Here is a 14,149-nt window from a genome sequence, read left to right as displayed (position 1 = left end):
AGATGAGGGGAAACCCCTCATCTTTTTTATGCATTCTTACCTTTTTCTATCGCTTGTTCGTACAGATTTTTATGTTCTTTATATTCACTTGGCACAAAATTCTTATAGAAGAATGCGAGCCAACTGTCTCCTTTTTTATATCCTTCTTCTCTAATTTCTGCTGCTTTTTTATTTGATTTAAATCCTTCAATGAACCATTTCTTTAACGATTCATTCTTTTCATACTTAGCAGGAACTTTCAAATCATAGTTTTCAAATGCATACTTATAGCCAGCCTTTTCTACTGCTTTTTTTGTAGACTTATAACCCTTTTCATAAGCTGTTTCATACGCCTTCACGTACACATCTTTCTCTCTATTTCCAGGGTTCTTTCCAGCTAATTCCTTACCTGCCTTTTCCCCTAGTTCAGCTTGCTCTTTTTCAATTTTTTCTGTTCTTTCTTTATTCCCTACTTGGAAACCTTCTGCAAAGTTTGGCTTAAAATCTGGAGCAATTTGACTATCTTCCATCGTCTCTTGTGCTAAACCTTGCTCTTTTCCTTTTTCAAAATGCGTTTTCTTCTGCTCTTCTAAAGACCAAGATGCAGCATAAGCAGTTTTGAATGCTTCTTTATATGTATCTGATTTCCCAGCTAAATGTGATTCCGCATCATTTTTCCCTGCTTTAAAATCAGTCTCTCCACTTTTTTGTCCCTCAAGCTGCCCTTTTTCCATATCAGCTTGACGCTGTGCTTCCTCTCGTTTACGTGCCTCTTCTGCTTTTCTTTGCTCTTCAGCTACACGCTGTCTCTCTTCCTCTGCCTTTCTTTGTTCCTCCGCTACACGCTGTCTCTCTTCTTCAGCTTTACGCTGCGCTTCCGCTTGTCTTTCAGCTTCTACAGCACCATTATTATTTTGACTAGGAGCTGGACTTGTTGCACCACTACTAGAAGCTGGCTTATTGTGATAATGATATTCCCCGTACTGCAATCCCCATTTTTCACAATTTGTACGACACGTATGTCCCCCATTAGCATCTGTACGTCCTGGATGCGCATAGGCTGAAATTGGAGCTACCAATAACGCTACACTTGTTGTTAAAAGAAGTTTCTTCACCTGTTGTTTCACTCTTGTTCCTCCCAAAATTTTGAATTCTAACTTTATTATACATAAATAGAAAAATACTTAAATACCAACTAAAATATTCTATTATTTCTCAACATTAGTAAAAAAGAAGGTCAACTCTTTAGAGAGTTGACCTTCTTTTTTATTTCTTCGCCTTCGTTCCTACTAAATCACCAGCAACAACGTAACGTTTAGAATTATCTTTCACTGATACACATGTAATTAGCGTTATCTCATCTTTCCCATGATCTTCAACAACTTCCCACTTATCAGGAGTTACTTCAGATACACCAGTAACCGCATATTCATATTCGTTTTCATTATCATACAAATAAATTTTATCGCCTTTTTTTAGAGAAGCTATATCACTAAATAAAACACCTTTTTTAGACATGTTATGTCCTGCTAATGCATAATTCCCTTTTCCCATCACTTGATTTTCTTTTACTGTTGCTGCACCTGATAATAGGTTTTTCTCAGTAGAAGACTTTAAAACAGGAAGTTCTAATGAAACACTTGGAATCGAAATACGACCAATTACTTGTTTCTTATCTAAAGATGCGTTCGCTACTTCTGCCAAATCTGGTTGATTAATTTTCGAAGCATCTACAAATTCCGTCTCATGTTTTTCATAATCCATCTTTTGGACAGCCTGTACATTTTCAGTCTGTTTCTTTTCAGCTTGATATCCATCATAAAATGGCTTGCCGATTAATACACCACCTACAACAAATAGGAGGATTGCTACTATACTATAAATTCTTTGCTTATTCATATACAATTCCTTTCCCTTACAAAATCTTACTCTATATAAAATGATAAGATAATATTGCTATATGTACAAGTATAAGCTAAAAAGAAACCTTCTTGCATAGGCAAGAAGGCTTCTTTTTAAGCTAATTTATTTCTGTATAGAGATATGTGGAATACTGTCATTTGAATTAAATAAATCAAATACACAACATATAAAGGGTATGCCGAAATATATAAATTTGCTACAGGTGTAAATATTAATAACCCTAGTGCACAAGGTAATACAAACCATAATGATACAAATGTTGTGCGGCATGCTTTATCTGTAATATCCTTCTCCCGTTCATCCTCTTGGGGAAATAATAAAGGATATAATCGCAATGATGATTTGTTATATTTCTTTTTATGCAATCTTTTAAAATACGCTAATATGATAGCTACAATAAATATTAATACAACAGGCGTCAAACTCATTGTTATTTTAGATGGTAAACTTTCATTTTTAATAATATCAGCAAACTGTATATAAAAATCATAAAACTCTACGAATGCCCAGCATGCCAATACACTGTAAAATAAATTTATAATATACGAAGCAACAATTCTATTCATCCTCTTCCCCCTCCTTATTTAAAACAAACACATCTTCCATCTTTAACTGAAATACATCGCAAATCGTAAGTGCTAATAACAAAGAAGGAACATAATCCCCTTTTTCAATTGCCGCGATTGTTTGTCTCGTCACCCCAACCTTTTCTGCTAATACACTTTGCGAAAAATTAAAGCGAGCTCTTAATTCCTTCACTCTATTTAAAATGGTCAAATTTACCACCTCTCACCACCATTGTATGCTACCCTTAACAAAATGTAAACTCAACTTAACATTATTTTTACAAAAAAATCCAACTTTACATATTGTAAAGTTGGATTACGCATTAGTTTAAAATTGTAACTTTAACATTTTTTCTGCCCCAATTACTAGATGAAGCTTTATCAGGCATTAAAACATCAATTTTGTGACCTTTAATCGCGCCACCAGTGTCTGCGGCAATTGCAATTCCATAGCCTTCAACATTTACAGTAGATCCTAATGGAATAACAGATGGATCCACCGCAATTAATTTCATTCCTGGATTTGCAGTTAAATTATAAGGTTTACCACCTGGTCCCCATGCAGAATATACTTGTTGACCTGGTCCATAGCCATTTTCACCTGGATCAGCTGTATAAGCTGTAGCTTCTACATAAATTTCTTTCCCACCAGCAGTTGGCTTAGGAGATGGTTCAGGTTGTGGAGGTTCTACCTTCGAATTATTATTAGCAACTGGTTCAGCTGGTTTACTAGCTTTCTCTTGCTTTTGCTTTTCAGCAATTTCTGCTTGTGCTTTCGCTAAAGCTTCTTGCTCAGCCTTTGCAGCCGCTTCTGCTTTCGCACGCTCTTCCGCTGCAATTCTTGCTGCTTCTTGTTCACGAGCAATTGTTTCTTGTACTGCCTTCATATTTGACTCAATTTTAGCTTTTTCTTCTGCTGCTAAATTAAGTTGGCTTGCAATCTGGTTATATTTAGCTTGAACTGTTTGTAAGTTATCTTGACGCTTTTTCAAGTTATCTTGCAGTTCAGCTTGTGCTTTTGCTAATTTTTGTTTGTCTACTACTAAAGATGCTTCTTTCTCGTCAATTGTTTTCTTATCTTCTTCAATTTGACGAAGATCTTGTTCTTGTAGACGTAAAATTTCTTTATCAGCTTCTAAAATAGTAGAAACTGCGTTCATACGTTGTAGGAAATCAGCAAAGTTTTTTGACTCTACTACAACTTCTACTACTAAACTTGTATTTGAACTGTTTTGAACAGAAACCATACGTTTTCTCATAATATCCTTACGAGCAAGGACTTTATCCTCTAAAACGACAATTTCTTCCTTTTTTTGCTCAATCTGCTTATGTGTTTCATCAATTTTACGTTGAATAGCAGCTTGATCCTCTTTATTTTTTGCAATTGTATTATTTAAATTATGTAGTTCGTTTTCGATACCTTGAATTTCTTTACTAACAGCTTGCTTCTCTTGCTCTTTCTTTTGCATTTCTGCATCGTTTTGCTGCAATTGCTGTTGCATGTTGTTAAGTTTCTCGTCGTTTGACTCTGCTTTAACAGCGACTGTACTAGAAAGACTTATAATTCCTGCTAATACTAGACTACTGATTCGCTTAAAATAGTTCATAATCCGACTCCCTTCTTATACAGTTATACATGATTTATTTTACAGTTTGTTTACAATACCATTAAATACAGTTTATTTTTCATGACGAAAAAAAGGGAATTATGCATAAAATGTAATAGATTCTTAAATATTTAACAATTCCTATATTTAAAAATTATAAAAGATTCTAAAATCCAAATATAGAGAAAATATAACTTCTAAAGGCGGTTGAAATAAATCTATGTTTACTCAAAAGAAATCACTCCAACATAAAATTGATCAATTAGAAAGTCGTATACAAGAACTAGAAGCAGAATTAAAACAAAAGGATATTGAACAACAAGAGACTATTTCTTCTATCCACGATCGTGTACAAAGCGTTGTTCAAGAGCATCAACTTGTAAATAACCAGCACAATACACTTCAAAATTTAGTTCAACAATTAAGCTCATGTTTCGAAAATGTTTCAACACGTACTACACATTCCAATGAATTGAATAACGAAATGCTACAAAAAGAACAAAGCTTAATTCAATCTATTGAAGAAATTATTGATTGTTCTAACGAAGGAAAAGAATCTGTTCATCGTTTACTTATTGTAATTAATAAATTAGGTGAACAATCCCAGCGCACGTCTAATAGTATGAATCATTTAAGTGAACGCTCAAAAGAAATTGAGCAAATTGTAGAAGTCATCCAAAACATTGCAGCACAAACAAATTTACTTGCTTTAAATGCAAGTATTGAAGCTGCTCGTGCTGGAGAGCACGGTAAAGGATTCGCTGTCGTTGCCAATGAAGTAAGAAAACTAGCAGAAAGTACCGCTGAAAGTACAAAAAACATCGGCAACTTAACGAAAAAAATTCAAGAAGAAATTGAAAAAGCATACGATAATACAAAAGATAATTTGCATTTAGTCGATGAAGGTGTAGAAATGAGTGCCGATACAAACGCTAGAATCGAAAATATTTTAATTATGATTCAAACGTTACAAAACGGCGCTACAAATGTTATTAAAGCTATTGAAAACCAAAAGACTTGTAATGATGATATATTACGAGAATTCGCTAATACACAACAAATGTTCCAAAAGTTAAATACTACTATTATGAATCACATTCATGATGCTGAGAAAGTCGATGTTCAATTAACAAAAAGTCTTGAGGAAACAGTAGTTTCTCATTAATAGTAAAAATCCCTTATACTGTTATAAGGGATTTTTATTATATTTCGAATATTTATTTCTTCTCAATATTGAGCCGTATCTTTGTTATAATGGACAAGTTGTTTCTTTCGACTATTAAACAAGGAGGTTATTATGGAACAATTTTACTACATTTTAAAATATTTAATTCTTGGTCTGTTCCAAGGACTAACAGAACCGATTCCGATTTCTTCAAGCGGTCACCTCGTTTTGGCACAGCATTTGCTAGGACTAAAAATAGAGGGGTTTAGCTTTGAACTACTTGTTAATTCAGCTTCATTATTAGCTGTATTACTTATTTATAGAAATGATTTAATTCGTCTAACAAAGAATGGTCTATCTTATATATTTACAAGAGCAGAAGATGCAAAATCAGATTTCTTCTTTATTATTTACCTTGTTATTGCGACCATTCCAGCAGGTGTTATTGGTGTTTTATTTAAAGATTACATCGATCAGTACTTAAAAGGTGTGAAAATGGTTGGGATTTCCCTTCTTATTACCGCTGTCGGACTTTGGATTATTAGAAACTTGCGTGGACGTAAAAATGATGGCGATCTTTCTATGAAAGACGCAATTATCGTCGGATTAGCACAAGCTTGCGCACTAATTCCTGGAATAAGCCGATCAGGTGCAACAATCGTAGCAGCGATGTTACTTGGTATGAAGCAAGAAACGGCTCTTCGTTTCTCATTCTTACTATATATCCCTGTTAGCTTAGGTGGTTTATTACTAAGTATTACAGACATTGCAAAAGATCCAAATCTAGATACACTATTCGTACCATATATCGTTGCATTTATCGCAACATTTATCATGACGTATATTTCATTAAAATGGTTTATGAACATTATGGCAAAAGGAAATTTAAAATATTTCTCTTTCTATTGCATTATCGTAGGTGTACTTACTCTTATTTTCTTATAAGGTGAAACTTACAAATCAAAAAGCGAGTCATTCTATTATACTAGAACGACTCGTTTTTTTATGCATATACTTTCTTTTCTTGACAATACAAACGAATAACATGTTTATTTTGTTGAAATACATCATGCGTTAGGCGGATAATAATAAAATTTCGTTTTATTTGATCATCATGAACAAAAATCTGTTCTCCCTCTTGAAAACGCCATGCACTTTCAAAAGTTGTAATATGATCCCCACTTACAGAAAAAAGCTCATATCGCATATTTTGTACCCTCTCTCAACTTATAATAATCATAATATCATTATATTAAATTTAGTATAACTTAATTCCATTGAAATTTGTAATTTTTTCTATTTCGAAATATTTTAATTTTGTTTTAAGATTCTTTTAACGTTATAATGATAAACGAATTTTCATTGAAAGGAGCTTCATTTTGACTGCATATATATTTCCAATAAAAACAGCATTTATTTTATTTCCTATTTTAGCAATGTTCCTCTTAATACCTTTTTTAATATTTAACTACCGAAAGTACGGTTATTTAAATAAATGGCGTTCATTTATTTTGTACTCATTATTACTTTACTTATTAAATGCCTATTTTCTTGTGATTTTGCCGTTACCACAAACATATGATACTTGTAGCCTACAACCGGCTAATACGCAGCACATGCAACTATCACCATTTTATTTCATACAAGAAATTAGTAATCATACTTCGGCAATTTTAACGAAACCAGCTACTTATTTCTACCTATTAAAAGAATCTGCGTTTTTACAAGTAGCATTTAACGTTCTATTAACCGTTCCATTCGGTATTTACTTACGTTATTATTTCCGACGTAGTTTCTTACAAACAATTTGTATTTCTTTTTGTCTTTCACTCTTTTTCGAGCTAACACAAGTGACTGGACTATACGGTATATACAATTGTGCGTACCGCTTATTTGATATAGACGATCTGTTTTTAAATACATTAGGCGGCGTAATCGGCTTTATCATTGCACCAATATTTACGTACTTCCTTCCGAAAGCAAACGAATTAGATAGTCATATTAATTTGGAAACGAAACCAGTCGGATTTGTTCGTCGCCTTATCGCGATGCAAATTGATTGGATTTTCTTATCCATCGTTGTACCTGTCATTAAAAACAAAGGAAATTCTTTCTTTGTTTCTAATATTCAATCTTACACGAACATATACGAACTCATTTTCATAACGTGTTCGATCTTTATTTACTTTATTATCATTCCATACTTTACGAATGGAAAGACAATTGGTAAAGCGTTGCTTCGTATTTACGTGAAAGGAAAATCAGATCGTATTACGTTGAAGGAACTATTCATCCGTTATGGTATATTCTATTTCGTTTTAGGTGGAATCAATTATATTCTTTCTAGTAGCTCTATCTTAAATCTTAAAGAACCTTTAGTATTAGTAGTTATATTATTATTCCAACTCGTAATTAACGGTCTATTTATTATTCATGTTTTATTACATGTATTTAGTCGTGATAAGTTACTATTTTACGAGCGAATTAGTCAAACAAGAAATGCGATCGTACTAAAAAAAGCTGACAAGTAATACTTTGTCAGCTTTTTTTCATAATCGTAAATAACTTTTCTGTGTAAGGGTTTGAAAACATTTCTGCTTCATCTAATAATTTCCTCACCTTTAGAAACGAATGCAATTCTGGATATATATTTTGTAATTTTTCATACGTTAACGTATGCATTTTCCCCCAATGCGGGCGTCCTTCATATTTTAGAAAAATTTTCTCCACCTCACCAAAATAAGCAGCATACTTCATACCTTTATACATATGAACAGCTATATACGCAGAATCTCTTCCATACGCTGGACTGAGCCATATGTCATCCCTTTTCACATAACGGCATTCAATTGGGAAGTGTACTTTATACTTTTTCTTTTCAATAAGGTTTGAAATTTCTTCTACAACGACCTGCATATACTTTGAAGGAACACTATACTCCATTTCATAAAATGGAACCGCACGCGATGTAGCAAATACTTCATAACTCGGACCAATTATTTTTGTATTCGGTACAGCTTTAGCCGATAATCGACTTACTCCTTTACTTATAGAAGGAAACCATTTACATCCTTTAGATAACAAAGAGAACATCTTATTTTCAAGTAACTCTACCTTTAGTTTATGCCATTTCAAATCACTTTTTTTACCCGTTGTTTCGTTTGTAATTTTCACTTGCACTTCATCTGAATAAGGAAAAACGAAAAATTCAAAATGGCGATTCTTCTTATATTCTTCTAGCTTGTTCATTACAGTAGATAAGGACTGTTTTTCACTTTTATAAACGAGTGAATAAGCTGGAATAACCTTCAATTTTATTTTTACAATGATACCTAACATTCCAAGAGACAACTGAAAAGCTCTCCAATATTGTACATTCTCCGTTTGTGAACAAACTATACTCTCACCTGTAGATAAAACTGCGGTAATCTCTATAACTTGTGTTGATAAACTTCCAAAGGTAATCCCCGTGCCATGAGTCCCTGTACTAATCGCTCCTGCAATAGATTGCGAATCAATATCCCCTAAATTTTCTTGCGCATAACCTTTTTCCTCAAGTAACTTCCCTAGCTCATGTAACTTTGTTCCTGCCCATACTTCGGCAACCATCTTCTCCGCATCAACATTCACAATACCCTTCAATTCATCTAAAGAGACTAAAATTTCTTCCGTCTGCACAAGAGGGGTAAACGAGTGTCCTGAACCGACAACGCGAATTTTCTTCCCTTCTTTTCGTGCAAGCTCTACAACTTCTACTACATCTTGTATACTTTCTGGATACATCGTATAATGCGGTGTTCCTTCTACATTCCCTGTCCAATTTCTCCATTTTTGTCCCTTTATAGAAAGCATTGGCCATCCCCCCGATATGTTGAATACTCCCCAACAATCTCTCCCTCTTTCACACGATATAAAAACGGAAACCGCTCACATAATTCTCCAGCTTTACTATGGCGAAACAAGATAGAATCTCCTATCTCTACTCGTTCCTCACCGTTATAAAAAATCGGTGTTTGTACCTCACCAGCACCTTCTAAAGCTAATAGTTTGGCACCATTTGGCCTCCAAATCTCAGGTTCTTTATCCTTCCCAATTGCGCCTGAGGCAATATATCCACCACCTAGACAAGTATAAATTGTTGGAGCTGGTTTACGCACAACTGGCAAAGCAAATCCGACAGCTGGCTGAAGTTGTACTTCTTTATAATAATCAAACAGCTTCGGGGCATAGAAAGCAGAACCTATTGTAATCTCTGAAACTGAATGATCTTGCTCAGTTGTTTTTATACTTCCTGTGCCTCCTCCATTTACAAACCTTAGTTCAATACCTAGATTTTGTATTTCTTTTACGATATGTCCTCTTCTTGCTTTAACTTCTAACACTGATTTCTTCTTTAAATATGAAATCACTTTACTTTTTACTCGTTGATTCGGTATGTGATCTCCTACCCCAGCAATTTGGGCTTCATATCCCATTACACCATCTAGTATTAAAAATGATGATTCTTTCAACCTTTTTACTATTTTCAAAGCACCTTGCACATCTCTTACCGGTGATCTTTTGACCCCAAAATGAAAATTTAAAAAACGACTACTCATATCAATATCTAAGCAAACACGAAAACATCCTTTAGACTTCTCAGCAATTTTTTCTAAATAAACAATATGATCTTCACAATCCACCATACAAGTTATAATGAGCCCTTGCTTTGTTAGCAAACTTATTTCATGTAACGCTCTATCATCATAAGCAGGATATCCGAGCAATAAATCATTGAATCCTTGTTCAATTAAAAACAAAACTTCCCTAGGTGAAAAACACATAATACCTTGAAAACGATCATTTGCAGCTAGAATCTTTTGCATAACCGGAACAGAACGTAACGATTTACTCGCTATACGAATCTTCTTATTTCCACTTAATTCTATAATCAATTGAATATTTCTATCTAAAGCTACTTCATCCAAAAATGCACAAGGTAATGGAACTTCTTTAAAAATTCCTCGATCCACACTTTTTCTCTCCTCTTCTCTATATGTCTTATACATATTGGAAAGAAAGTTGGAATCTCCTCTACAAAATAAAAAAAGTTTCTTCCTATTTAAGAAGAAACTTTTTTAGGACTACTTCATAGAAATAGTTGCTGCTACTGGATAATGATCAGAATAATCATCATACGTATATTTTTTGAGCCATGATGTAACAGTCCACTGTGGAGATTTTGGTTGTAATACTTTATTCTCTATAAATGATGGATTCGCATGGTCCTTACTTGCAATAATATAATCTAAATACTCGGCAGGACTATCAGGGAAATTATATTTTGCAATACTGTTTGTCGTTGCATCCCAAGTTGCTGTATGTCCCGTATAAGATGGAATTGACGCATGCAATGTTTTAAACATGGATGCGTACTCTGAGTCACTATTGTTCTCTGCATTTATTTTATTCACGTTCATATCACCACCAAATAGAACGTACTCGTCATTTGGTATATTCTTATTTTTAATAAAATCTTGAATTTCTTTTAGCTGGTTTGTACGTACAGATGCAGGTGAAGTTTTTCCACACATACTATCTTCAGCCTGCAAGTGTGTCCCAATCACATGAACGAAACGATCATTTTTCTTAATTTTCGTGTATACAAACCCTTTATTTGATAAATTATCTGGTCCGCATCCTTTTGCAAATACATATTGAATCTTTTCAACGATCGGCCATTTACTCACGATTGCAACGCCTCCATCTTCAGGCGTTGAAGATGAATAGCTACCTAACGTTTTATCCCATTCATTTCCATTACTACGACCTAATACTGCTGTTTGATTTGGATATTCTTTCTTCAAATTCCCTAACAAACGATCTGATGCGCTATTATCGAACACTTCATTTAATATAACTACATCCTGATTCTTAATATAATCTGCCGCCCCAATTAAATCGGCACGCTGACTTTGTCCCCAGTTCGGATATAAGTTAGTTGATAGCATATACACGTTGTGCGTCATCACTTTCAAAGTGTTGTTTTGATCTGTAGACGTATCTGCTTGCACTGAAGAACCTCCGTATAAAACTCCTAAACCAATCCCAAAGCTAAGTACACCTTTTAGCAATTTACCTTTCACGTTCCATACCTCCATTTGTATAGTAATAAAAAGGTCAAATACTCTATTGTGAGATTTGACCTTTTTTAAATACTTAACGATCTCCGTACGTATCAAACCAAAGCTGAATGTATCCAGCAGTAACACGTTGTGCATCCATTAATCGCTTACCTGTCATTGGTGTAACTTCAGCGCGCCATTTATCTGCATATTCTTGTGACACAGCTGCTTTTACGAACCAATCTTTCGTATTATCATTTACAATTCCAGAGTAATCTTGTTTCGCTACTACTGCCGCTCCATGAATCCACTCTTCTGGATTTGTACCTTTCCAGTTCCAATATCCATTTCCATCCGTTACTTTATAATTATCTTTTATCGTATCTACAAAGTTTTCATATTTAGAATGGAATCCTTGTGGATATGAAAGATTTGTAAAGTTTGCCGCATGCATCGGTTGGTTTACATCTCCTAAATAATGAAGAGATAATCCTAAATAGAAGAATGCTTGTTTCATATCTTTATTTTTGTATGATTCACCAGCTAATTTAAAATATTTAGCGCCAGTTTCTTTTGCCTGCTTTGCAAATGGAATATATGTTTTTCCATTGTCTGGATCATAGAAATGTGAAGCAAATGTGCTATTATCATAATAAGGATTTTCATAGTCAGCAGCATAAATACCGTTCTCTAACTCCGTACGCCATTCATTTAATTGTGCAACTCGATCTTGTTTTACAAGTGTTGTATTGCGAGACATAATATCAATCGCACGGTTTACAATCCATAAATGAGAATTTACACCTTCTTTATGTTTATCTTCAGCAGACCAGCGGTGAACTATTTTTATTTTACTTCCCCCATCATTTTCATGAGCAAATGCAACGCTTTGTAAAGGAGCTACTACTGTAATAGCTGCTGCTAAAGCAAGTACTTTCTTTTTCATCTGAAATCCTCCATTTTATAATCGAATTATTGTAAACTTTTTGTTAGGATCCTATGATGTCGTCCGGTTAACCTATGACTAGAATATCCCACCTTTCACGAAATTTCTATCACTAAATTAAAATATGCAAATGTTCATATCATTATAACTTTATACATAGTGAATATAATGAATGAATGCACTTTCATTTTAATAAACTATTATTAAGGCTTATCTAAACTAATGTAAAAAAAGAGTAAAGCATACACATGCTTTACTCTTTTTTTCTATTCGATAATATACTTGGCAGTTGGACATTAACTGCCAACTTATGAATAAATCCAAACACTAATCCAATTCCAATAAATATGTATAAGATTGTAAATATCTTTCCAAAATCAGTTTGCGGACTAAAATTCGCATCACCGACAGTCGTCAACGTGACCACACTAAAATATAAAGCGTCAAGAGGACGTAATCCTTCAACTGTACTATAAAAAATTGTACCAGACATTAATGTTAAAAATGTTAATACGAATAATACTTGAAATTCTTTATCTTTCCACGCTCGTAAACAAGCTTTTAGCATCCGTTTCAATGTCAACATAAATGAAAGCATTAGACTTCCCCTTCCAAACAAAATACCTGTAGTTACAGGAAAGTCTATCACCTTTCTGTACAGAAAAAAAGTAGCCCTCTTCTATTTCTAGAAAAGAGCTACTTTTTACTATTCTATATTATTTAGGTGAAACAAGAATTTTCACTTGTGTTTTATCTTTTACAAGTGCTTCAAATCCTTCTTCAACAACTTGATCCACTGTGATTTTTTTCGTAATTAATTTCTCTGCTTGAATTTGGCCAGAGCTAATTAATTTAATAACAGCTGGGAAGATATGACGGTATCCTAAAATACCAACCACTTCTTTTTCTTTTAGTACAAGATTGTTTGGAGTAATTGTTGCGTCTTTTTCCCATACACTAACAATTACAGTTTGTCCTTCGAAACTTGTACTTTCAATTGCTTGACGAAGTACTACTTCAACACCTGTTACTTCAAAGCTCACATTTACACCTAAACCATTTGTTAAGTTACGAATTTCTGCTAATACATCTTGAGTAGCTGGATTTAATACGTAATCCGCACCTGCTAATTTTGCTAACTCTTGACGTTCTTTAGAAAGCTCGACTGCAATAACAGGAGTTGCTCCTGCTGCTTTAGCTGCTTGGATAACAAGAAGTCCAATTGGACCACAACCAAATACTGCTACAGCTTCCCCTTCTTTTAATTTACTTTGACGTACTGCATGAACTGCTACAGCTGCTGGTTCTACAAGTGCACCTTGTTCATACGTCATTTCATCTGGAATATGGTGAACCATATCTTCTGGTACTACTGTATATTCAGAGAAACCGCCGCCTTCTCCGCCAAGACCGTGGAAAACAAGTTGTTCACAAACATTGTAATGTCCATGTTTACAAGCTTCACATTTACCACAAGAATAAATTGGTTCTACAACGACGCGGTCTCCCACTTTATGAGATGTAACGCCTTCACCGATTTCAACTACCTCACCGCTAAACTCATGACCTAAAATAACCGGTGCTTTTACATGTGTTAATGGATGCTCTTCTTTTGGAATAAAAATAGGTCCTGCTAAATATTCATGCAGGTCTGTCCCGCAGATACCACACCATTTCACTTTAATCTTAACTGCTCCTGGTTTTACAGTTGGTTCTGGTACTTCTTCTACTCTTACATCACGTTGATTATGCCAAAGTAATGCTTTCATTTTATACATCCCTCTCTATGTATATACTTAACCTGGTGAAGTTTACAAATCTATTATAATACTTCTATCCATATATTTCAAAAAAACAAT

General features: G+C 34.1%; 15 protein-coding genes. 3 read left to right on the top strand and 12 right to left on the bottom strand.

The features are described from left to right. Window positions 1-26 precede the first annotated feature (26 nt). The 5 genes from RTP99_RS19825 to RTP99_RS19805 form a co-directional block, all read right to left on the bottom strand. Window positions 27-1,106: a YHYH domain-containing protein gene (locus tag RTP99_RS19825; protein ID WP_000813411.1), complete on the bottom strand. Its 1,080-nt coding sequence runs from the start codon at window positions 1,104-1,106 to the stop codon at window positions 27-29. Between the two features lie 139 nt (window positions 1,107-1,245). Beyond that, entirely contained in the window at window positions 1,246-1,878 is a 633-nt protein-coding gene (locus RTP99_RS19820; protein WP_001041721.1) for a class A sortase, read from the bottom strand. Between the two features lie 116 nt (window positions 1,879-1,994). Then, entirely contained in the window at window positions 1,995-2,468 is a 474-nt protein-coding gene (locus RTP99_RS19815; protein ID WP_001080035.1) for a hypothetical protein, read from the bottom strand. Next, on the bottom strand, window positions 2,461-2,679 hold the full coding sequence (locus tag RTP99_RS19810) for a helix-turn-helix transcriptional regulator (protein ID WP_000154011.1): 219 nt from the start codon (window positions 2,677-2,679) through the stop codon (window positions 2,461-2,463). The genes RTP99_RS19815 and RTP99_RS19810 overlap by 8 nt, the downstream gene beginning before the upstream one ends. A gap of 112 nt (window positions 2,680-2,791) precedes the next feature. Beyond that, window positions 2,792-4,075: a 3D domain-containing protein gene (locus tag RTP99_RS19805; RefSeq protein ID WP_001105828.1), complete on the bottom strand. Its 1,284-nt coding sequence runs from the start codon at window positions 4,073-4,075 to the stop codon at window positions 2,792-2,794. Between the two features lie 220 nt (window positions 4,076-4,295). On the opposite strand from RTP99_RS19805, the gene RTP99_RS19800 reads away from it, so the two are divergent. Both RTP99_RS19800 and RTP99_RS19795 read left to right on the top strand, forming a co-directional pair. Further along, window positions 4,296-5,240 (top strand): methyl-accepting chemotaxis protein, encoded by a 945-nt coding sequence (locus RTP99_RS19800; protein WP_000495022.1) that lies wholly within the window; start codon window positions 4,296-4,298, stop codon window positions 5,238-5,240. Window positions 5,241-5,372: 132 nt separating this feature from the next. After that, window positions 5,373-6,185, top strand: a complete 813-nt coding sequence (locus RTP99_RS19795) for an undecaprenyl-diphosphate phosphatase (RefSeq protein ID WP_000434782.1) — start codon at window positions 5,373-5,375, stop codon at window positions 6,183-6,185. A gap of 58 nt (window positions 6,186-6,243) precedes the next feature. On the opposite strand, the gene RTP99_RS19790 is transcribed toward RTP99_RS19795, so the two are convergent. Beyond that, window positions 6,244-6,447, bottom strand: a complete 204-nt coding sequence (locus RTP99_RS19790; protein ID WP_001268330.1) for a hypothetical protein — start codon at window positions 6,445-6,447, stop codon at window positions 6,244-6,246. Window positions 6,448-6,619: 172 nt separating this feature from the next. Between RTP99_RS19790 and RTP99_RS19785 the strand changes: the two genes are divergently transcribed. Then, window positions 6,620-7,771, top strand: a complete 1,152-nt coding sequence (locus RTP99_RS19785; protein WP_000127968.1) for a VanZ family protein — start codon at window positions 6,620-6,622, stop codon at window positions 7,769-7,771. Window positions 7,772-7,778: 7 nt separating this feature from the next. Here the strand turns inward: RTP99_RS19785 and RTP99_RS19780 are convergent, their stop codons facing one another. The 6 genes from RTP99_RS19780 to bdhA all read right to left on the bottom strand — a co-directional run bounded on the left by RTP99_RS19780 (window position 7,779) and on the right by bdhA (window position 14,059). Then, entirely contained in the window at window positions 7,779-9,092 is a 1,314-nt protein-coding gene (locus tag RTP99_RS19780) for a D-arabinono-1,4-lactone oxidase (protein ID WP_000948935.1), read from the bottom strand. Beyond that, on the bottom strand, window positions 9,080-10,252 hold the full coding sequence (locus RTP99_RS19775; protein ID WP_000373738.1) for an amino acid deaminase/aldolase: 1,173 nt from the start codon (window positions 10,250-10,252) through the stop codon (window positions 9,080-9,082). Before RTP99_RS19775 ends, RTP99_RS19780 begins: the two co-directional genes overlap by 13 nt. A 111-nt stretch (window positions 10,253-10,363) precedes the next feature. After that, window positions 10,364-11,380: a sphingomyelinase C gene (gene sph / locus RTP99_RS19770; protein ID WP_225991017.1), complete on the bottom strand. Its 1,017-nt coding sequence runs from the start codon at window positions 11,378-11,380 to the stop codon at window positions 10,364-10,366. A 58-nt stretch (window positions 11,381-11,438) separates the two neighbouring features. Then, window positions 11,439-12,290: a phospholipase CerA gene (gene cerA / locus RTP99_RS19765; RefSeq protein ID WP_000731014.1), complete on the bottom strand. Its 852-nt coding sequence runs from the start codon at window positions 12,288-12,290 to the stop codon at window positions 11,439-11,441. A gap of 253 nt (window positions 12,291-12,543) precedes the next feature. Further along, window positions 12,544-12,888 (bottom strand): potassium channel family protein, encoded by a 345-nt coding sequence (locus RTP99_RS19760; protein ID WP_000948231.1) that lies wholly within the window; start codon window positions 12,886-12,888, stop codon window positions 12,544-12,546. Between the two features lie 118 nt (window positions 12,889-13,006). Further along, on the bottom strand, window positions 13,007-14,059 hold the full coding sequence (gene bdhA / locus RTP99_RS19755; protein ID WP_000645820.1) for a (R,R)-butanediol dehydrogenase: 1,053 nt from the start codon (window positions 14,057-14,059) through the stop codon (window positions 13,007-13,009). Window positions 14,060-14,149: the final 90 nt, after the last annotated feature.

The sequence above is a fragment of the Bacillus sp. (in: firmicutes) genome, assembly GCF_031983925.1.
Classification (GTDB): Bacteria; Bacillota; Bacilli; order Bacillales; family Bacillaceae_G; genus Bacillus_A; species Bacillus_A pacificus.
Note: the sequence above shows the minus strand (reverse complement) of the source record. Positions and strands in the feature narration are given on the sequence as shown.